This window comes from Paraburkholderia sp. EG286A, from assembly GCF_040965375.1.
In the GTDB taxonomy this organism is placed as follows: Bacteria; Pseudomonadota; Gammaproteobacteria; order Burkholderiales; family Burkholderiaceae; genus Paraburkholderia.
In genome coordinates, this window is the sequence record NZ_JBFRCB010000005.1 from 286,066 (window position 1) to 305,069 (window position 19,004).

The following is a 19,004-nucleotide window of genomic DNA, read 5'->3' on the forward strand; positions in this document are numbered from 1 at the left end:
GCGCTCGGGCTAGCTGCGACTCAGCGAGTTTCGCGCCACGCGCACACGTCGCCTCGCGCAAGCTCGCGCGCGCCCAGCACGAACTGCGCCCCGTCGGGGGCCGGCGCCTGCACACGTTGCTCGCCAAAGTTGAAGGCGAAGCACAGTCCGCCGCGTCGGCTCACGCGCAAGCCTTCGGGCAAGCGCTGCGTTGCGAGGCCCGCGCCGCGCGCGGCTTCGTCGAGCATGGCGAGGTGCAGTTCGCGCGCAAACCACGCTGCGGCGTAACGCACGCGGCCATGCGAGAGCAACGCTGGCCAGCCGTCTTCGAATTGCGCCTGAATGCGCGTGGCGCCGTTGGCGCGCACGTGATCGCGCCAATGCAATGCCTCGCCCTGCACGCCGGCTAGCGTGACCGCAGACGCGAGCGTGGGCCGCAGCGATTCCGCCTCGAGCACCTGCAACGGCAGCAGGCGTTGCAACGCGCCGGGCGGCAGGTCGCCGGGAATGGCGAAGTGCGCGGTCTTCGAGCCGCTGCGCGGCCCGAACACCCAGAGCCCTTCGCTGCGCTCGATCTGATCGACGAAGGCGTCGTCGATCACGGCCAGCGAAGGCACGACCACAAGCCGGTACGCCGAAAGATCCGCGTGCCGCGAGACGATTTCGACATCGAGGCCGAGTTCGCGCAGCGCACTGTAGTACTCGAACGCGAGCGTCTGATAGTCGAAGCTCGCGCCGTGGCGCTGGATCTCGAACATCCACTGCGTTTCGTAGTCGAACACCAGCGCCACCTGCGCGCGTCCCGCCGGCGCGAGCGTGCGCAACACGTCGCTCGCCGCGATCTCGCGCGCGGCCTGCTCGACCTCGCGGCCACCGGGAGACAGCTCGTTATTCGGCAGATTGAGGCCCGAATGCATCTGCTCCTGCGCATACGGGCACTGCCGCCAGCGGAAGTACGACACGAGTTCCGCGCCGTGCGCGAAAGCTTCGTAGGCCCACAGCCGCACCATGCCCGGCGCGGGCACCGGGTTCCATGGCGCCCAGTTCACCGGCCCCGCCTGCTGCTCCATCACCCAGAAGCGTCCGCCGCCGATCGTGCGGTAACGGTCGTGATCGAACGACGAGACGTCCGGGTGCGCGGTGCGTGCGTAGCGCGCCTTTTGCGCTTCCGGCAAGCCGATCACTTCGGTGCGTGCGATCGGATAGCTGTCCCAGGTCGCCACGTCGATGGCCTTGTCCGCCGCGAACCGGTAGTGGTCGAAGGTCGTGAAGAAGCCCATGAAGTTGTGCAGCACGTCGGCATTCGGCGCGTGGCGGCGCAGCACGTCCGCCTGCTCGCGGTGAAAGCTCGCGACTTCATCCGACATGTAGCGGCGAAAGTCCAGATGATGTGCCGGATTGGCGTCGGTCGGCGTGCGCACGGGCAGCCCCACTGCATCGAATGACGGGTACTCCATGCTCCAGAACACGTTGCCCCATGCCTCGTTGAGCGCCTCGATCGTGGAGTAGCGCTTCGCGAGCCACGTCTGGAAGCGGCACTGCGCAGCGCTCGACCAGCTCGGCACGGTGTCGTGGCAGCCCAGTTCGTTGTCGGTCTGCCATGCGACCACGGCCGGATGCGCGCCATAGCGCTGCGCCATCGCCTCCGTAATGCGCACGCAATGGGCGCGATAAGCCTCGCTCGCAATGTCGTAGTGGCGGCGCGAGCCGTAGTTCCAGGGCGTGCCGTCGGCGCGCACGGGGAGCATGTCGGGCGTCGCGTCGACGAGCCACTTCGGCGGCGAGGCCGTGGGCGTGCCGAGCACGATCTTCAGGCCGCGAGCCGCGAGCGTTTCGATCGCGTCGTCGAGCCATGCCCATTCATACACGCCGGCGCGCGGCTCCATGCGGCTCCAGGCGAATTCGCCAATACGCACGTGGGTAATGCCGAGTTCGGCCATGCGGCGCGCGTCGTCGGCCCACATCGTTTGCGGCCATTGTTCGGGGTAGTAGCAGACACCGATTTGCATGAGTGACAATCCGCCTCGGAATAACGTCAGTAATACGAATGAGATGAAAAAGGGCCTTCGGCTGCGGCCGGGCTCGATCAGCCCTTGCTCGCGCCGAAGGTAAGCCCCGCGACAAAGTGTTTCTGCATGGCGAAGAACATCAGCACCGAAGGCAGCGCCGCAAGCACCGAGCCCGCCGCCACGAGGTTCCACGCCGTGGTCCACTGCCCCTTGAGCGCCGCCACGCCCACCGTGATCGGCGCGGCGTCGTCGCCCTGGGTGAGACACAGCGCCCAGAAGTAGTCGTTCCATACGAACGTGAAAACAAGAATGCCGAGCGCGGCGAGCGCCGGCCGCACGAGCGGCATGACGATGCGCCAGTAAATGGCCCATTCGCTCGCGCCTTCCACGCGCGCGGCCTCGATCAGCTCGAACGGCAGCTGCTTGATGAAGTTGCGCAGGAACAGCGTGCAGAATCCGGTCTGGAACGACACGTGAAAGATGATGAGCGCCCACACGGTGTTGTAGAGTCCCACGCGCAGCGCCATGTCGCGCACCGGGATCATGAGAATCTGGATCGGCACGAAGTTCCCGGCGACGAAGGCGAACAGCACCGCCGTGTTGCCGCGAAACCGATACGTGGAGAGCGCGAAGCCCGCCATCGAAGCCAGCGCGATAGCGCCGATCACCGAAGGCACCGTGATCAGCACGCTGTTCGCGAAGTAATGGAGCATAGGCGTTTGCGTGAGCGCCGCGCCGTAGTTTTCCAGCAGCGCGAAGTGCTTCGGCCAGCCCCAGTAGTCGCCCTGCTGCAATTCCTCGGTAGAGCGGATCGACGTGACGAGCACGGCGAGCATGGGCAGCAGCCAGATGACGAGCGCAATGGGCAACGAGATCTTGTAGAGTGCGCGATTCGCGGGTTTCCAGCGATCGACGGGAAGCGGATACATGGGCAGCGACTCCGTGAACAGCGACGTAAAATCGACGGACAATTCAGCGTTCTTCGCGCAGCATGCGGCGCAAATGGAACACGATATATACGAGCATGATGGCGAACAGCACGACGGCAATCGCCGCCGAATAGCCTTCGCGGTAATACTTGATCGCCTGGTCGTACATGAAGTACGCGAGCACGGTGGAGCTATCGAACGGGCCGCCGCCGCTCATCACGGCGATCAGGTCGAAGCTGCGCAGCGCGCCGATCACCGTGAGCACGATGGCCATGAACGTGGCCGGGCGCAGCTGCGGGAGCACCACGTGCCAGAAGAGCCGCCAGCCCTTCGCGCCTTCCATGCGCGCGGCTTCCACGATCTCGGGGTTGATCCCCGTGAGGCCCGTGAGATACAGGATCATGCAGAACGGCGTTTGCGGCCAGAGCGCGGCGAAGATGATGCCGAACGTCACGAGCTTCGGGTCGCCCAGCACGGGGATGCCGTGCCCGACGATCATCTTCAGTAGACCGAAGGTCGGATCGTAGAACCACGAAAACACGAGACCGACCACTACGCCTGAAAGCACGAACGGCGCGAAGAACAGCGACTTCACCGCGCGTATGCCGCGCACGTGCTGGTTCAGATAAAGCGCGAACACGAGGCCGAGCGGCGGCGCGAGCAGGAAGAACACGAGCCACAGCAGATTGTTCTTGAGCGCGGTATAGAACGTGTCGGTCTGGAACAGTTCGACGTAGTTGGCGAGGCCGACGAACGTCTTCGCGGTCATGCCGTCCCAGTTATAGAAGCTGAGCGTGATGCTGCTGATGATCGGGTAGACCACGCACAGCGTAAAGAGCGCGCAGCCCGGCAGCAGGAAAACAGCGCGGCACGATTCTGCTGCCGCCGCACAGTAGAGACGCGACGCGGCCGCGCCGCCCCGATGGGGCGCGCCAAGGTATCGGACATGGTGAAGTCTCGCCGGTGATCGAAGAAGGTGCGGCCGGCGGCGCAATGCGCCGGCCGCACCGCGGCTTTACTTGTGGTAGATGCGCTGGCGCGTCGTTTCGAGGCGCGCGAGCAGCGTATCGAGCTGCGACGGGTCGCTGTAGAACTGCTGCATGGCCTTCATGCCTTCGTCGGCCATTTCCTTCTGCATGTCGCGGTCGTAGAACTGCGCAATACCGCCGCTCGTGCTCGCGAGCGTCTGGAAGCCCACCTTGGAGATCGGATCGTCAGGCTCGGCGGCCTTGTTGTTCGAAGGCAACTGGCCCCAGCCGTGCGCGAGTTCGGCGTTGATCGCGGGTGTTTCCATGAAGGCGAGCAACCGGCGCGCGTCGGCCTTGTTCTTCGCCTTCGCCGGAATGAGCAGCACGTTCACGGGACCGTCTTCGGCCGTCGGCACGTTGGCGTCGATGATCGGGAAGCGGAAGAAGCCCACGTCCTGCTTCATGTTCGCCGGGAAGCTGGCCGAGAAGAACGTACCCATCAGCATCATCGCCGCCTTGCCGTTGACGAGTACCGGCGCGATCGAATCCACGTCATAGGACAGTGCATTCTCCATGAAGCAATGGTTGTCCATCAGCGTCTTCCACGTCGTGTACACCTTCTTCACGCGCGGATCGGTATAGGGAATCTGACCGGCCATCAACTTCTGATGGAACTCGTTGCCGTTGATGCGCAGATCCAGATAGTCGAACCAGGCGGCGAGCGTCCAGCTGTCGCGCGCAGCCACGGCAATGGGCGCGACGCCAATGGCATTGAGCTTCTTGCAGCTTTCCAGCAATTCGTCGAAGGTCTTCGGCTCCGACTTGATGCCGGCCTTCGCGAACAGGTCCTTGCGATAGAAGAAGCCATAGGCGTCATAGCCCAGCGGCGCGGCGTACTGCTTGCCGTTCCAGGTGGACGCACTCTTCACCGACGCGTACTGCTCGTTCCAGCCGTTTTTGGCCCAGTCCGGGGAGAGGTCTTCCAGCAGGCCGCGCTCGGCGTAATAGGCCATGCGTTCGCCATCGTGCCACGACACCACATCGGGCGGATCGGTCGCGAGCCAGCCGCCCATCTGCACCTTGTAGGCCTCCTCGGTGATATAGGAGACCTTGAGGTCGACGTCGGGATTGGCTTTCTTGAACTGGTCGAAGGCGTCTTGCCATGTCGAGCGCTGGTTGGCGCGCGCCGAGACGTTGACGGTGAGCGTCCCGGCGTCGGCGGCCATGCTCGTGAGTGCCGTCGCCGCCACGATCGCAACGGCGGCCGAGGCGCGGGCCAGCGAACCGAACGTTTTCAAGCGATTGGAAAACATCTGTTGTCTCCTGTGTCGATCCATCCAACATGCTGTTGGACTGCCTTTGTCGACTGACGGCACCCGCGCCGCCAGACCTGGTGACCCGCTCTACCGGCGGGGTATAACGAAATCAGGCCAGCGCCGGCGCATGCGCTGCCGCGAGCCGGCGCAACGCAGCGCCTTCGGCGTCGAACAGATGGCACGCCTGCGGCGGCACGTGCACGCGGATGCGTTCGCCCACGCCAATGAGCGAATCTCCCGGCGCCTTCGCCACGAGCGTACCCGCCGCATGATCCGCATGCAGATAGCTGTGTTCGCCCAGGCGCTCGGCGAGCACCGTTGCGCACGCAATCGATTGATCGTCGCCGGTCAGCCGCAGATGTTCGGGCCGCACGCCCAGCGTGACCGGTTGGCCACGTTGCAAGGCGCGGCCGTCCACGCAGGCGAGCAGCGTCTGCTCGCCTTCGAGCGTGACGCGCACGCCCTCCTCATCCACCGAGTCGACCGTCGCGTCGATGAAGTTCATGCGCGGCGAGCCGATGAACCCGGCCACGAAGCGCGACTTCGGGTGGTGATAGAGATCGAGCGGCGCGCCGCTTTGCGCCACGCTGCCGTGACGCTCCATGTCGGCGCCCGCATGCAGCAGCACGATGCGGTCGGCGAGCGTCATCGCCTCAACCTGGTCGTGCGTGACATACACGACGCTCGCATCCGTGAAGCGCTGATGCAGGCGCGCGATCTCGATGCGCGTATGGCTGCGCAGCGCGGCATCGAGATTGGAGAGCGGCTCGTCGAACAGGAACACGCCGGGCGCGCGCACGATCGCGCGGCCAATGGCGACGCGCTGGCGCTGCCCGCCCGACAACGCCTTGGGATACCGGTCGAGCAGCGTCTCCAGTTGCAGGCTGCGTGCGGCGTCGCGCACGCGCCGCTCGATTTCGGCTTTCGGCACCTTGGCGATCTTCAGGCCGAACGCGATGTTGTCGAACACCGTCATGTGCGGAAAGAGCGCGTAGCTCTGGAACACCATCGCCACGCCGCGCTCGGCGGCGGGCACGTCCGTCACCACGCGCGAACCGATGCGCAGTTCGCCTTCGCTCAATTCCTCGAGGCCCGCGATCATGCGCAGCAGCGTGGACTTGCCGCAGCCGGAAGGCCCGAGGAACACGCAAAACTCGTGATGCCCGATGTCGAGATCGACCTGCCGCACCACCGGCGGATGATCGCCGTAGCGCTTGCCGACGCCCGAGAGCTGTATCGTCGCCATGTTCTCGCCTCGAAATTTAAGCGCTTAAATTTTTACGCGGAAAACTCCCCGCAGCCCTTGCGCAGCGGGCATTTAACCGCTTAAATTCGAATCCGGCATAATCGCGCATTCGTTGTCTCCGTTGATGTTGTGGAAGAAAAGTAGCAAACCCGACCGCAGCATTGCAACATTTGAATCATCTTCCCTGAATGTGGGAAAGGTCCGACATGGTCACCTTGTCAGAAGTCGCGCGGCGCGCACGCGTCACGGCGGCTACCGTTTCGAACGTGCTGCGCAACCGCGAGAAGGTTCGTCCCGAGACGGCCGAGCGCGTACTGCAGGCGATCGCCGAGCTGGGCTACCGGCCCAACCTCAATGCACGCGCGCTCGCGCAGGGGCGCTCGTCCACGCTCGCGCTCATGCTCTCGAACATCTCCAACCCGTTCTATCCCGAGTTCGTGCTCGCGGCCGAGCGCGCCGCGCGCAAGGCGGGCCACTTCCTGATGGTCTGCAACACCGACGACGACGCGCAAATCGGCCGCGCCTACCTGAACCAGATCGCGGGCACCTTCGCGGACGGCGTGCTCGTGATGAACACCGACATCGCCATGAACGAACTGTGCATCTCGGCCATGCACAACGGCCCGATTCTGCTGGCGATGTGGGAACACCCCGAGAATCCGCCCGTGCTGCCGTGCGTGGCCGTGGACTTCGCGCGCGCGGGCGCGCTCGCTGCACACCATCTGCTTGAGTTGGGACACCGAAATATCGCCATGCTGATCGGCGACGGCTGCGGTGGCCTGCAGGACGCGCGTTCGGAAGGATTCCGAACGGCCTTGCGCGAAGGCGGCGTAGATCCCGCGAACGTGGCACAGATGCAGGTGCGCGACTCGATCGACTCCGGCTACGCGGCCTGCCAGCAATTGCTCGCGCAGCACCCGCGCGTGAGCGCGATCTTCGCGACCAACGACCTGCTCGCGATCGGTGCGATTCAGGCGCTGGTCAGCATGGGCCGCGCCGTGCCCGACGATGTGTCCGTGATTGGCATCACCGACATTCAGCTCGCCCATCAGATGCGCCCCGCCCTCACCACGGTCGCGATCCAGACCGAGGCCGTGGCCGAGCTGTCGATCCGCAGCCTGATCCGCCTGATCGACGAGCCGGACCAGCAGCCGCCCATGGTGCTCGGGCCGCCGCCCGAACTCGTCACGCGCATGTCTACGGGGCCGCGCAAGCGGCGCGCCCGGGCCTGACCCTGCACGCGCCAGACCTCGCTCGACAGGTGCGGGCGAAGCGCCGACAATGAATGCCCTTTACGGTGCGCCCGTCCCGCTCTGCGGGACCGGGCGCACACACGTTTGCGCGCCGCGGCGCGCACGGGGCACTACATGCAGGACACAAACGCAAGCAATCGACATTTCGACACGCTCATCGTCGGTGCGGGTTCGATGGGCATGGCGGCCGGCTACTATCTGAGCCGCCTCGGCAACAAGGTGCTGCTGCTCGACGCCGGCGATCCGCCTCACGATCAGGGTGCACATCACGGCGCGACGCGCCTCATTCGCCACGCCTATGGCGAAGGCGCCGCCTACGTGCCGCTCGCCTTGCGCGCCCAGCAGCTCTGGGAAGACCTCGAGCAGCAAACGCAAACGGAGCTTTTCGTGCGCACGGGCGTCGTCAATATCGGCTCGCCCGACGACGCGTTCATGGGCGAGGTGCAGGCGAGCGCCGCCAGCCACGGCATCCCGCTGGAAACGCTCGACGCCGCCACGGCCGGCAAACGCTGGCCCGCGTGGCGGCTGCGGCCAGAGCAGATCGCGAACTTCGAACCCGGCGCGGGCGTGCTCTATTGCGAGCGCGCGATCAGCACTTACCGCCAGCTCGCGACCGCGCTCGGCGCCACGCTGGGCACGAATACACGCGTCACGCGCATCGAGTGTCACGGGCGGGAAAGCGTCAACGTCTGGACCGACAGGAACGAAAAGTTCACCGCGCGCGACCTGATCGTGTGCGCCGGCAAATCGACTCGCGATCTGCTCGCGCCGCTGGGTCTCGATATTCCGGTCACGCGCGTGCGCAAGGGGTTCGCGTGGTTCGAGGGCGAGCCCGGCCTCTTTGCGCCGGAACGCTTCCCGGGCTTTTTCGTCGCCTCGGAAGTGGGCGGCTATTACGGGTTTCCCGATCTCGACGGCAGCGGCCTGAAGCTGGGCCGCCACGACACCGGCGAGCCCATCGCGGCGGACGCACCGCTCGCGCCATTCGGCGCCGAGCCGGGCGATTTCGGCGATCTGCAAGCCTTCCTGGAACGCTACTTACCGGGCGCGGGCAAGCTGCGCGCAGGCCGCGCATGCGAATACGACATGACGCCGGACGAGCATTTCATCATCGACCGCGTGCCCACCTGCCCGAACGTGCACATCGCGACCGGCTTTTCCGGGCATGGGTTCAAGTTCGCCAGCGCGATCGGCGAGGCGCTCGCCGAGCGCATCACGCAAGGCGAAAGCCGCATCGACCTCGCAATGTTCGCGCGCAAACGCTTTGCGTAGCGACGCCGCTCACGCCTAGTTCGCGGGAATCGTCACGACCGGCGCCTTGCTGCTCGTTTCGGCCTCGGCGAGCGCCATGAGGTTCTGCAGGACCGTGAACGCGTATTTCGAGTCGAAGTCGGCACGATCGACCCAATACGCCGTCCCCTCGTACTCGATCGCAACATAGGCGTCTGCGGGCGCCTTCGGCCCCTGGTGCACGATGATGATCGGCCGCGTTTCGCCCCCAATCAGCCCGACGGTCGGTTTGGTCGCGCCGCTCTGCACCTGGGCGTCCGGCACCTGGATCTGCGCGCCGATATTCGTGAGGATGCCGAGCACCGAGCGCGTCACCATCGGAATGCGATTGCCGCCCTGCGCCGAAGGCCCATAGACGACCTCGTAAGTACGCGTGTCCGCCGCGAGATGGAGCAGTTCGCGCACGCGCGCGAGGTCCGCCGAAACTTGCGGCGACTGCGCGCTGTTCGTCGCGCCGAGCGCGAGATACACCGTGTTCTTGCCGTTCTCGCTGCGCGACTCCACGTTCAGCTCGCCGGCCAGCTGCAGGCGCCGCAGCGCCTGCAGCAACTGGAAGAAGCCCGCCGAGCCCGCGCTGCCCTCTCCGCCTAGTGCGCTGCCGTTCTGCAACCCGCCGATCGATTGCGCGCCGATACGCAGCAGCAGATCGACCGGCATGCCGCCTTCGGCGAGCGGCATCATGAGCTCCGGCGCGAGCGGCCGGATGTACGCGGAGGCGAACGCTTCGCCCGTGGTCGGCGTGAACGTGAAAGTCGGCCGATTCGACCAGGAGATATTACCGGTCGCCAGCGCATAGTTCGGCTGCGCGCCCGAGCCGAGATTGCCTGTGGCGCCCGCCGTCGAATCGAATTGATACGCGGCGATGATCGAACTCACCGAGAGAAAGGCGGGCGCGTCGCCGTAACGCAACCCGATCACCGCGGCGAGTATGCCGCGCTTTTTTGCATCGCCGAGCGCTCTTGCGTAGTCGACCTGATCGGCGCGCAAGCGCGTCGGACCGAGATGCACACACGCCGTGCCCAGCAAGGCCGAGCACGAAACCGCCAGAATCGTCGTTTTTGAAATCATCGGAAGCCTGCGCGCCGGGCCGCGCAAAGTGGGTGGGTTCGCGCGCACAGGTAGCAAGCGTTGTGCCCCGATATTTCAGAAGCGCAAGCGTGACCCTTCCGGCGACGGCGCCCTCAAGCGCGCGGCGCGCACGATTGCGCCCGCGCCAGCAGCACTTCGCGGTCGCGCGCGTTTTGCGTGAGCGCGGCCGCGCGCTCGAATTCCGCGCGGGCTTCGGCTTCGCGCGCCAGCTTTTCGAGCAGATCGCCGCGCGCGGCCGGCAGCCACGGATAGTGGCGCAGCGCGGGTTCCGCGCACAGTGCATCGACGAGGTCGAGCGCCGCTTGCGGCCCCTGCGCCATGCCCACCGCCACGGCGCGATTCAGGCGCACGACGGGCGAAGCATCGAGTTCGAGCAGCGCGTCGTAGATCGAGACGATCTGCGCCCAGTCGGTCGCCGCCGCGCTCGGTGCGCGCGCATGGCAAGCCGCCAGCGCCGCCTGCAGCGCGTACGGCCCGGGCGCACCGGCGCAGGCCGCTCCACGCGCGATCGCGGCAAGCCCGCGCCGGATCAGGAGTGCGTCCCAGCGGCTGCGGTCCTGGTCGGCGAGCAGCACGGCGCGCCCGGCCCGGTCCACCCGCGCGGGCAGGCGCGAAGCCTGCAGTTCCATCAACGCGACGAGGCCGTGCGCCTCGCCCTCGAGCGGCACGAGTTCCGCCAGCATGCGGCCAAGCCGCAGCGCTTCTTCGCACAGCGCGGGCCGGGTCCAGTCCGGGCCCGCCGTAGCCGCATAGCCCTCGTTGAAGATCAGGTAAATCACTTCGAACACCGAAGCAAGCCGCGGTTCGAGGTCGGCGAGGCGCGGCACTTCGAACGGGACCTTCGCGTCCGCGAGCGTGCGCTTGGCTCGCACGATGCGCTGCGCGACGGTTGCCTCGGGCACGAGGAACGCGCGCGCGATCTCCGCCGTGGTGAGGCCGCCCAGCAGCCGCAGCGTGAGCGCGGCGCGCCCATCCTTCGGCAGCACGGGATGGCACGCCACGAACACGAGCCGCAGCAAGTCGTCGCCGATCTCGTCCTCGCGCGCGGCGTCGAGCGCCTCCACGAAGTCGGGCGCGAAGTGCGCTTCGAGCGCCTCGAGGTCCGCGCCCATCGCCTCGTGCGCGCGCGCATGCGAGGCCGCGCGACGCAGCCGGTCGAGCGCGCGATGTTTCGCGGCGGTCATGAGCCACGCTCCGGGGTTCTCGGGAATGCCGCTCGCGGGCCAGCTTTCCAGCGCGGCGACGAACGCGTCCTGCGCGATTTCCTCGGCCACGCCCACGTCGCGCACGATGCGCGCGGCGTGGGCGATCACCTTCGCCGACTCGATGCGCCACACGGCCTCGACCGTGCGGCGCGTCGCCGTGAATGGGTCGTGAGGGTCGCGCGTTTGCGTCACGAGCCGTGCGCGCCCTTTTCGACCGCCGCCGGCGACATGTACATCAGTTCCCAGATATGGCCGTCGGGGTCTTCGAAGCTGCGGCCGTACATTTCGGTGCCGCATTCCATCGGCGGGCGCTTCGAGCTGCCGCCCGCCGCGAGCGCCTTCTCGACGAGCCCGTCCACTTCCTCGCGCGACACGCACGAGAGGCAAGTCAGCACCTCGGTGCTTTCGCGGGCGTCCACGAGCGCCTTGTCGGTGAAGCCGCGCATGAAATCGAGGGTGAGCAGCATGGCGTACATGTTCTCGCCCAGCACCATGCAGGCGGCCTGGTCATTGGTGAATTTCGGGTCGAACTGGAAACCGAGCTGGCCGAAGAAGTCCATCGAGCGCTTGAGGTCGCGCACGCCCAGATTGACGAAGATGTGCTTATGCATGATGGAAGCCTCATTGTGATCGGGTCAATGTTCAGGATGCCTTACGCTCTTCCTGGAGCTGGCGAAAGCTCTCGACGCCCTCGCACTGCGGAAGTTCGTCGAGCTCATAGAGCTGCCGCACTTCGACCTCGCCTTCGGTGTGCTTGCCGAAGGGCGACGGGAAGCGGCGCGCCCATTCGAGCGCTTCGTCGCGCGAGCGGACCTGGATCAGCGTGTAGCCGGCGATCAGTTCCTTCGTTTCGGCGAACGGGCCGTCGACGATCGTGGGCTTGCCGTTCGTGTAGTGCACGCGAAAGCCGCGCGAGCTGGGCTGCAAGCCCGAGGCGTCGAGCAGCACGCCGGCCTTCGCCAGTTCCTCGTGATAGCGGGCCATCTCGGCGAATACTTCCACGTCGTCGGGCGGCTCGCCCGCTTCGGTCAGCGCGTTGGCGCGCACCATGATCATGAATCGCATTGTCTTCTCCTGAATGTGACGTTCGGGGTGTTCGAAGCAAGCGGCACCCGTGGGTGCGCTCATGAACACGACGCGCAGGGCGCACGGAAATCGACAACGGACAGCGAAATTTTTTACGTGCCTGGGGAAACTACCTGGAGAGGCGCGGCCTCAGCGGAAACACGGACCGGTTTCGCGCACTTCGACGCTCGCCCATTGCGCCGCGGGACAGCGCTGCGCGATGGCGAGCGCCTCGTCGCGCGTGGCGCAATCGACGAGGAAAAAGCCGCCGATCATCTCCTTCGCCTCGGCGAACGGGCCGTCGACGATGCTCGTGCGCCCTTCGCGCACCTGCACGCGTGCGCCGCGGGTGTCGGCGGTGAGCGCGTGCGCGTCGATCAGCTTGCCTTCGGCGGCGAGTTCATCGGCGAACGCGACCATGCGCGCGTAAAGCGCCTCGCCTTCGGATGGCTTGCGCGTGTCGCGCTGGCCGCGCGGCTCGGCGATGAGCAGCATGAATGGCATGAACGTGTCCTCTCAGTCAGCCTGCGATCCTGAAAGGCAAGAGTCTATGCCAGAAGAACCGTTGCGCGTCGGGGCCGCGCGCGGTCAGGCGCTCACGCGTAGCGCGCGAGGAAAAGATCGGCCGACGACTCGGCGACCTCGCGCTGCTGCGCCGGGTCGAGCGGCGGCTGGCCCATCGCGACCTGCGGCCAGAAGGCGAATGCCTTCACGATGCCGTGCAGCTGCTGCGAGGCGAAGGCCGGATCGGTCGTCTTCAGGCGGCCATCGGCGGCGGCGGCACGCACCCAGACCGTGACGTCCTCTTCGCGCTCGCCAATGCGGGCCACCATGTCGCGCGCACGTTCGGGCGAATGGATGCCCGCCGCGATCGCCACACGCGCGAGCTTGAAGAACGCTTCGTCGCTCAGGAGCCGCAGCTTGCGCATCAGCAACTCGACGAGCTGCGTGCGCAGCGGCTCGCCGGCGCGGTAGGCCGGCGCGTCGGCGGTCGCGCTCGCGTCCCAGAGCTGGCACAGGATCGACGCGAACAGCGCCTCCTTGCTCGGGAAATGGTTGTAGACCGTGCGCTTCGAGACGCTCGCGCGCGCCGCAATGCGGTCCATGCTCGTGGCGTCGAAGCCTGAGGCCAGAAATTCGTCGATGGCCGCCGCGACGATGGCGGCGCGCTTGCGGTCGGTCAGGCGTTGGGGGGTGGCGGGGATGCAATCCATTCCCAAATTTTACACCAGACAGTTTACTTTTCGCCAGAATAAACTACACTGTGCAGTCTACTTCCCGTTTCCAAAGGCAGCCGCCGACATGACCTCGCCTTTCGCATCGCTGAGCCGTACCTTGGGCCTGAGCGCCGCACAACGCGGCCGCGAGCTCTCGTCCACCTCGCCGCAACACGACGGCGAGCGCTTTCGCAACGTGCGTCCGCGCCCGGCCGAGGGGCTCGGCAAGACGCTGAAGATCATGTGGAACATGATCTTCCACAAGCCGGGCGGCACCATGCCCGCGGGCGCGCTGCCTGTTCAGGCGCTCACGCGCGAGCAGCTCGAGGCCGCGCCCGACCGCAGCGTCTACCGCCTCGGCCATTCCACACTGCTCTTCAAGCTGCGCGGCCACTTCTGGCTCACCGACCCGGTGTTCGCCGAGCGCGCCTCGCCGTTCCAGACCCTCGGGCCCAAGCGCTTTCATGCGCCGCCCATTGCGCTTGCCGATCTGCCGCCGTTGCGCGGCGTGATCCTCTCGCACGACCATTACGACCACCTCGACCGCGAAACCGTGCTCGCGCTCGCCGCCACGACGGGCGTGTTTCTCACGCCGCTCGGCGTGGGCGACCGCTTGATCGAATGGGGCATCGACGGGGCGAAGGTGCGCCAGTTCGACTGGTGGCAAGGCGCGAACGTCGAAGGCGTCGAGTTCACCGCCACCCCCGCGCAGCACTTCTCGGGGCGCAGCCTGTTCGACGGCAACAGCACGCTGTGGGCGTCGTGGGTGATCGCCGACGCCAACCTGCGTGTGTTCTTCAGCGGCGACACCGGCTACTTCGACGGCTTTCGCACGATCGGCGAGCGGCTCGGTCCGTTCGACGCGACCTTCATCGAGACCGGCGCGTACGACCCGCAATGGCCCTACGTCCACATGCAGCCCGAGGAAACGGTGCAGGCGCACGTGGATTTGCGCGGCGAGTGGCTCGTGCCGATTCACAACGGCACGTTCGATCTCGCAATGCATCGCTGGCAGGACCCGTTCGAACGCGTGACCGGCCTCGCGCTCGCTCGCGGCGTGACGCTCTCCACGCCGCGCATGGGCGAGCGGCTCGACCTGGCCGAGCCGCACCGCGGGGAGCGCTGGTGGCGTGAGGTGGCGGAAAGCGCGGAGCCGCCGCGCACGGCGCGCCGGTGGTTCGCTTGCCGCGACGCGCGCGAGGCGCGCTCGTAACACCCAGCCCCACATCTCCCTCGACAGCCCGCGCGCGATACGAACGCGCGCGGGCACGCCCGCTGCTCGTTCCCCGCTTCTTCCCCTTCGCGGCAAAAGTCTCCTAAGCTTTTGCATCTGGGCCCGCATCGCGCCGGCGCCCTTCATCCCGCCCCTTTACCCTTAACGGGATTTCCCCAGGCTGACAGCCCCCGATTTCTGGCATTAAATAAATCAACTTGATTTATTTAGTCGGTCACGCAGTTCCAGACCGCCCCCTCTCTTTAGCGTTGCATGGGACCGGAGTCAGCGCTCAAGCGCCAACTCCGGATCGACAGGAGGAGACACGTGAGAAGTCCGCATGTCGGTCAGGGCAGCAATTCCGCCAACGTCCGCCGCTTCAACGAACGCCTGCTGCTGCAGGCGCTGCGTCGCGCGGGCGAGGCGTCGAAGGCCGATCTCGCGCGTCTCGCGAATCTCACGAGCACCGCGGTGGGCACCATCATCACCTCGCTCACGGCCAATGGCCTGATCGAGGTGAGCGGCCGCCGCGACGGCCAGCGCGGCCAGCCCGCCTCGCTGCTGCGCCTCTCGCCGCGCGGCGCCTTCGCCATCGGCGTGCGGCTCGACCGGACCAACATTGAAACCGTGCTCGTGGATTTCGCGGGCCAGATGATCGAGCGCCGCTCGCGCGACATGCTGCTGCCGCAACCCTCGGTCGCGCAGGAGATCGTGCAGCGCGACATCGCCGAGCTGTTAGGCTTGCTCACGAGCGAGGAACGCAGCCGCCTCGCCGGCATCGGCGTGGCGCAGCCGTACAACCTCGGCAGCTGGCTGCGCGAACTGGGCCTGCCTGCCGACACCTTCCGCGTCTGGAACGACGTCGATTTCGCGGGCGAACTCGCGCGCGCCACGGCGCTGCCCGTGTTCAGCGAAAACGACGGCAACGCAGCTGCCATCGCGGAAATCTTCTACGGCTGCGGGCGCCAGCGCGACGACTTCCTCTACCTGTTTCTCGGTGCGGCGATCGGCGGCGGCATTGCCATCGACGGCGACTGCGTGCGCGGCCTCACCGGCAACGCGGGCGATTTCGCGGTGATGCCGGTGCCGCCGAGCCGCCTGCCCTCGGCCCACAAGCCGCCCGGCCAGTGGGACATCCTGCTGTCGCGCGCGTCGCTCATCGCGCTGCGCCGCCATCTGCAGTATTGCGGCGAGACGATCGACAGCCGCGCCGATCTGGAAGCGTGCATCGCGCGCGGCCACCCTGGCGTGCAGGAATGGCTCGACGACTGCATCGATGCGCTCGCCCCCGCGCTGCGCTCGGCGTTCTGCGTGCTCGACGTGCCGGCCGTGGTGCTCGACGCCGACGTGGACGCGGGCCTCATCGACACGCTCATGCAGCGCCTGCGCCTCGCGGTCGCGGCCACCGCGCCCGAGGCGCGCGGCACGCCCGCCCTGGTGCGCGGCACCTTCGGTCCCGATGCGGGGGCGCTCGGCGCGGCCACGCTCCCCATGTTCTTCAACTTTTCGCCGCGCGCGGGCATCCTCATGGGCGCCGGCGCACAAACTTACGCTCAAGCGCAGGAGGAGAGCCATGTCGCCCTCTGAGTCCACGCCGCCGCTGCTGGAAATGCGGGGCATCACCAAGACCTTCCCCGGCGTGCGCGCACTCGACAACGTGCGCCTCACCGTCTACCCCGGCGAGGTCCACTCGCTCATGGGCGAGAACGGCGCCGGCAAGTCCACGCTGATGAAGATTCTCTCGGGCGCCTACCAGGCCGACCCGGGCGGCGAGATTCTCATCGAGGGCAAGCCGGTCGTGATCGACGGGCCGCATGCGTCGCGCGAGCTGGGCGTGGCCGTGATCTATCAGGAGCTGAGCCTCGCGCCCAATCTCTCCGTGGCCGAGAACATTCATGCGGGCCGCGAACTGCGCAAGGGCGGCCGCCGCTTCGGCACGGTCGACCGGCGCGCCATGGAGCGCGGCTGCGAAGACGTGCTCAAGCGCCTCGGCGCGAGCTTCGGGCCCACCACGCTGGTCGGCTCGCTCTCCATCGCCGAACGGCAGCTGGTGGAAATCGCACGCGCCGTACACAGCGACGCGCGCATCATCGTGATGGACGAGCCCACCACGCCGCTCTCCTCGCGCGAAACGGAGCGCCTCTTCAAGCTCATCAACCAGCTGCGCGACGAAGGGCTTGCGATCATCTACATCAGCCACCGCATGGCCGAGGTGTACGAGCTGTCGGACCGCGTGTCCGTGCTGCGCGACGGCAGCTACGTGGGCACGCTCATGCGCGACGCGCTCAACGCGGAAAGCCTCGTGAGCATGATGGTGGGCCGCGATATTTCGGGCTTCTACAAAAAAGCGCACGCCCCTTACGATCCGGGCAAGGTCGTGCTCACCGTGCGCGACGTGGCCGACGACAAGCGCGTGCGCGGCTGCAGCCTCGACCTGCACGCGGGCGAAGTGCTCGGCATTGCGGGCCTCGTGGGCGCGGGCCGCACCGAGCTTGCGCGCCTCATCTTCGGCGCGGAGCCGCGCGTGCGCGGCCAGATCGCCATCGACGGCAAGACGCTCAACGTGCACACGCCGCGCGACGCGATCAACGCGGGCCTCGTCTACCTGACCGAAGACCGCAAGCATCAGGGCCTCTTTCTCGACATGAGCGTGCGCGACAACATCAATGTCGCCGTGGCCGGGCGCGACGCGCGCATGGGCGTGCTCGACCTCGCGCGCGGCGGCGAGCGCGCCAAGGAAGCCATCCGCTCGCTCTCCATTCGCGTGCCGAATTCGCGCGTAAACGTGGGCGCGCTGTCGGGCGGTAACCAGCAGAAGGTGCTGCTCTCGCGCCTGCTGGAAACCAGGCCGCGCGTGCTGATACTCGACGAGCCCACGCGCGGCGTCGATATCGGCGCAAAGTCCGAGATCTACCGCATCATCAACGACCTCGCCAAAACCGGCGTGGGCATCATCGTGATTTCGAGCGAGCTGCCCGAGATCATCGGCGTGGCCGACCGCGTGCTCGTCATGCGCGAAGGCGTGTTCGCCGGCGAGCTTGGCGGCTACTCCGCCAAACCCATCAGCCAGGAAGCGATCATCGAACTCGCCACCGGCTCGCAGCACCCGCTCGACGAAGCCGCTTGACCTTCACCGCATACGCAAGAAACGTCCCTCAGGAGTACGACATGAAAAGCATTCTTCCCCGGCACGGTGTCGCGGCCTCGCCCACACAGCCCGCGCAAGGCGCTCAACCCGCTCGCAGCGTCGCGGTCGACGGCCATCGCCAGCGCATGAAGTCGCTCGTGCGCACCGCCGGCATGCTGCCGGTGCTGGTGCTGCTGTGCATCGGCTTCGGTCTGCTCAACGATGGCTTCTTCACGCTGGAGAATCTTTCGATCGTCACGCAGCAGGCGTCGATCAACATCGTGCTCGCCGCCGGTATGACCTTCGTGATTCTTACGGGCGGCATCGACCTCTCGGTTGGCTCGGTGCTGGCCGCGGCCGCGATGGCCGCCATGATCGGCTCGAACTTCGCAGGCTGGGGCTGGGTCGGCGTGCCCATGGCGCTCGCGGTCGGCCTCGGCTTCGGCCTCATCAACGGCGCGCTCATCGCGCTGCTGCGCCTGCCGCCGTTCATCGTCACGCTCGGCTCGCTCACGGCGGTGCGCGGCATTGCGCGCCTCATGGGTCACGACACCACGATCTTCAACCCGCAACTGTCGTTCGCGTTCATCGGCAACGGCACGGTGCTCGGCGTGCCCTGGCTCGTGATCATCGCGCTCGTGGTGGTGGCCGGCTCGTGGTTCGTGCTGCGCCGTACCGTGCTCGGCCTGCGCATCTACTCGGTGGGCGGCAACCCCGAAGCGGCGCGCCTCTCGGGCATCAAGGTGTGGGGCATCGAGATGTTCGTCTATGCCGTGTCGGGCCTGCTCGCGGGTCTCGGCGCGGTGATGTCGGCGGCCCGTCTCTACGCAGCCAACGGCCTGCAACTGGGCCAGTCCTACGAACTCGACGCGATCGCCGCGGTGATTCTGGGCGGCACGAGCTTCGTGGGCGGGGTGGGCTCGATCATCGGCACGCTGATCGGCGCGCTCATCATCGCCGTCTTGACCAACGGCCTCGTGCTGCTCGGCGTCTCGGACATCTGGCAGTACATCATCAAGGGCCTCGTGATCGTCGGCGCCGTGGCGCTCGACCGCTACCGCCAGCGCGGCTCGGCCCGCACCTAAGCGTGCATCGAAT

General features: G+C 66.8%; 16 protein-coding genes and 1 pseudogene. 6 read left to right on the forward strand and 11 right to left on the reverse strand.

The window, feature by feature from the left end:
• Window positions 1-20: 20 nt before the first annotated feature.
• From AB4Y35_RS24470 to AB4Y35_RS24490, 5 genes and pseudogenes are all read right to left on the reverse strand, one after another.
• Window positions 21-1,988, reverse strand: a complete 1,968-nt coding sequence (locus AB4Y35_RS24470) for a beta-galactosidase (RefSeq protein WP_368706346.1) — start codon at window positions 1,986-1,988, stop codon at window positions 21-23.
• 77 nt (window positions 1,989-2,065) lie between these two features.
• Window positions 2,066-2,917, reverse strand: a complete 852-nt coding sequence (locus tag AB4Y35_RS24475) for a carbohydrate ABC transporter permease (protein WP_133187218.1) — start codon at window positions 2,915-2,917, stop codon at window positions 2,066-2,068.
• A gap of 43 nt (window positions 2,918-2,960) precedes the next feature.
• A pseudogene (locus tag AB4Y35_RS24480) lies at window positions 2,961-3,865 on the reverse strand (carbohydrate ABC transporter permease).
• Between the two features lie 67 nt (window positions 3,866-3,932).
• On the reverse strand, window positions 3,933-5,198 hold the full coding sequence (locus tag AB4Y35_RS24485; protein ID WP_368706347.1) for an ABC transporter substrate-binding protein: 1,266 nt from the start codon (window positions 5,196-5,198) through the stop codon (window positions 3,933-3,935).
• A gap of 112 nt (window positions 5,199-5,310) precedes the next feature.
• Window positions 5,311-6,447, reverse strand: coding sequence for an ABC transporter ATP-binding protein (locus AB4Y35_RS24490; RefSeq protein WP_368706348.1), 1,137 nt, complete (start codon window positions 6,445-6,447; stop codon window positions 5,311-5,313).
• 206 nt (window positions 6,448-6,653) lie between these two features.
• On the opposite strand from AB4Y35_RS24490, the gene AB4Y35_RS24495 reads away from it, so the two are divergent.
• Window positions 6,654-7,679 carry a LacI family DNA-binding transcriptional regulator gene (locus tag AB4Y35_RS24495; protein ID WP_266232488.1) on the forward strand — a complete coding sequence of 342 codons (1,026 nt, stop codon included), beginning with the start codon at window positions 6,654-6,656 and terminating at the stop codon, window positions 7,677-7,679.
• 135 nt (window positions 7,680-7,814) lie between these two features.
• Entirely contained in the window at window positions 7,815-8,972 is a 1,158-nt protein-coding gene (solA, locus tag AB4Y35_RS24500; protein ID WP_368706349.1) for an N-methyl-L-tryptophan oxidase, read from the forward strand.
• Window positions 8,973-8,987: 15 nt separating this feature from the next.
• Here the strand turns inward: solA and AB4Y35_RS24505 are convergent, their stop codons facing one another.
• From AB4Y35_RS24505 to AB4Y35_RS24530, 6 genes are all read right to left on the reverse strand, one after another.
• Window positions 8,988-10,058, reverse strand: coding sequence for a hypothetical protein (locus AB4Y35_RS24505; protein WP_368706350.1), 1,071 nt, complete (start codon window positions 10,056-10,058; stop codon window positions 8,988-8,990).
• Window positions 10,059-10,171: 113 nt separating this feature from the next.
• On the reverse strand, window positions 10,172-11,530 hold the full coding sequence (locus AB4Y35_RS24510) for an RNA polymerase sigma factor (protein WP_368706742.1): 1,359 nt from the start codon (window positions 11,528-11,530) through the stop codon (window positions 10,172-10,174).
• Window positions 11,473-11,895, reverse strand: coding sequence for a VOC family protein (locus AB4Y35_RS24515; RefSeq protein ID WP_368706351.1), 423 nt, complete (start codon window positions 11,893-11,895; stop codon window positions 11,473-11,475). The genes AB4Y35_RS24510 and AB4Y35_RS24515 overlap by 58 nt, the downstream gene beginning before the upstream one ends.
• Before the next feature lie 31 nt (window positions 11,896-11,926).
• Window positions 11,927-12,349, reverse strand: a complete 423-nt coding sequence (locus AB4Y35_RS24520) for a YciI family protein (RefSeq protein WP_342922844.1) — start codon at window positions 12,347-12,349, stop codon at window positions 11,927-11,929.
• A 150-nt stretch (window positions 12,350-12,499) separates the two neighbouring features.
• A complete protein-coding gene (locus AB4Y35_RS24525) occupies window positions 12,500-12,853 on the reverse strand; it encodes a YciI family protein (protein WP_368706352.1) in 354 nt (117 codons plus the stop codon).
• 92 nt (window positions 12,854-12,945) lie between these two features.
• Entirely contained in the window at window positions 12,946-13,563 is a 618-nt protein-coding gene (locus AB4Y35_RS24530) for a TetR/AcrR family transcriptional regulator (RefSeq protein ID WP_368706353.1), read from the reverse strand.
• Window positions 13,564-13,651: 88 nt separating this feature from the next.
• Here AB4Y35_RS24530 and AB4Y35_RS24535 point away from each other — a divergent pair, with 88 nt between their 5' ends.
• The 4 genes from AB4Y35_RS24535 to AB4Y35_RS24550 all read left to right on the forward strand — a co-directional run bounded on the left by AB4Y35_RS24535 (window position 13,652) and on the right by AB4Y35_RS24550 (window position 18,991).
• Window positions 13,652-14,779 (forward strand): MBL fold metallo-hydrolase, encoded by a 1,128-nt coding sequence (locus AB4Y35_RS24535; RefSeq protein ID WP_368706354.1) that lies wholly within the window; start codon window positions 13,652-13,654, stop codon window positions 14,777-14,779.
• 327 nt (window positions 14,780-15,106) lie between these two features.
• Entirely contained in the window at window positions 15,107-16,366 is a 1,260-nt protein-coding gene (locus tag AB4Y35_RS24540) for an ROK family protein (RefSeq protein WP_368706355.1), read from the forward strand.
• Window positions 16,353-17,906: a sugar ABC transporter ATP-binding protein gene (locus AB4Y35_RS24545; RefSeq protein WP_368706356.1), complete on the forward strand. Its 1,554-nt coding sequence runs from the start codon at window positions 16,353-16,355 to the stop codon at window positions 17,904-17,906. Before AB4Y35_RS24540 ends, AB4Y35_RS24545 begins: the two co-directional genes overlap by 14 nt.
• A 41-nt stretch (window positions 17,907-17,947) precedes the next feature.
• Window positions 17,948-18,991 (forward strand): ribose ABC transporter permease, encoded by a 1,044-nt coding sequence (locus tag AB4Y35_RS24550; protein ID WP_133187246.1) that lies wholly within the window; start codon window positions 17,948-17,950, stop codon window positions 18,989-18,991.
• Window positions 18,992-19,004: the final 13 nt, after the last annotated feature.

What these genes read in the sequence shown, in the direction of transcription:
- AB4Y35_RS24545 (WP_368706356.1), top strand. Translation starts at nt 16,353, where the DNA reads ATGTCGCCCTCTGAGTCCACGCCGCCGCTGCTGGAAATGCGGGGCATC.
- solA (WP_368706349.1), top strand. Translation starts at nt 7,815, where the DNA reads ATGCAGGACACAAACGCAAGCAATCGACATTTCGACACGCTCATCGTC.
- AB4Y35_RS24490 (WP_368706348.1), bottom strand. Translation starts at nt 6,447, where the DNA reads ATGGCGACGATACAGCTCTCGGGCGTCGGCAAGCGCTACGGCGATCAT.
- AB4Y35_RS24525 (WP_368706352.1), bottom strand. Translation starts at nt 12,853, where the DNA reads ATGCCATTCATGCTGCTCATCGCCGAGCCGCGCGGCCAGCGCGACACG.
- AB4Y35_RS24550 (WP_133187246.1), top strand. Translation starts at nt 17,948, where the DNA reads ATGAAAAGCATTCTTCCCCGGCACGGTGTCGCGGCCTCGCCCACACAG.
- AB4Y35_RS24520 (WP_342922844.1), bottom strand. Translation starts at nt 12,349, where the DNA reads ATGCGATTCATGATCATGGTGCGCGCCAACGCGCTGACCGAAGCGGGC.
- AB4Y35_RS24470 (WP_368706346.1), bottom strand. Translation starts at nt 1,988, where the DNA reads ATGCAAATCGGTGTCTGCTACTACCCCGAACAATGGCCGCAAACGATG.
- AB4Y35_RS24530 (WP_368706353.1), bottom strand. Translation starts at nt 13,563, where the DNA reads ATGGATTGCATCCCCGCCACCCCCCAACGCCTGACCGACCGCAAGCGC.
- AB4Y35_RS24495 (WP_266232488.1), top strand. Translation starts at nt 6,654, where the DNA reads ATGGTCACCTTGTCAGAAGTCGCGCGGCGCGCACGCGTCACGGCGGCT.
- AB4Y35_RS24485 (WP_368706347.1), bottom strand. Translation starts at nt 5,198, where the DNA reads ATGTTTTCCAATCGCTTGAAAACGTTCGGTTCGCTGGCCCGCGCCTCG.
- AB4Y35_RS24515 (WP_368706351.1), bottom strand. Translation starts at nt 11,895, where the DNA reads ATGCATAAGCACATCTTCGTCAATCTGGGCGTGCGCGACCTCAAGCGC.
- AB4Y35_RS24475 (WP_133187218.1), bottom strand. Translation starts at nt 2,917, where the DNA reads ATGTATCCGCTTCCCGTCGATCGCTGGAAACCCGCGAATCGCGCACTC.
- AB4Y35_RS24505 (WP_368706350.1), bottom strand. Translation starts at nt 10,058, where the DNA reads ATGATTTCAAAAACGACGATTCTGGCGGTTTCGTGCTCGGCCTTGCTG.
- AB4Y35_RS24535 (WP_368706354.1), top strand. Translation starts at nt 13,652, where the DNA reads ATGACCTCGCCTTTCGCATCGCTGAGCCGTACCTTGGGCCTGAGCGCC.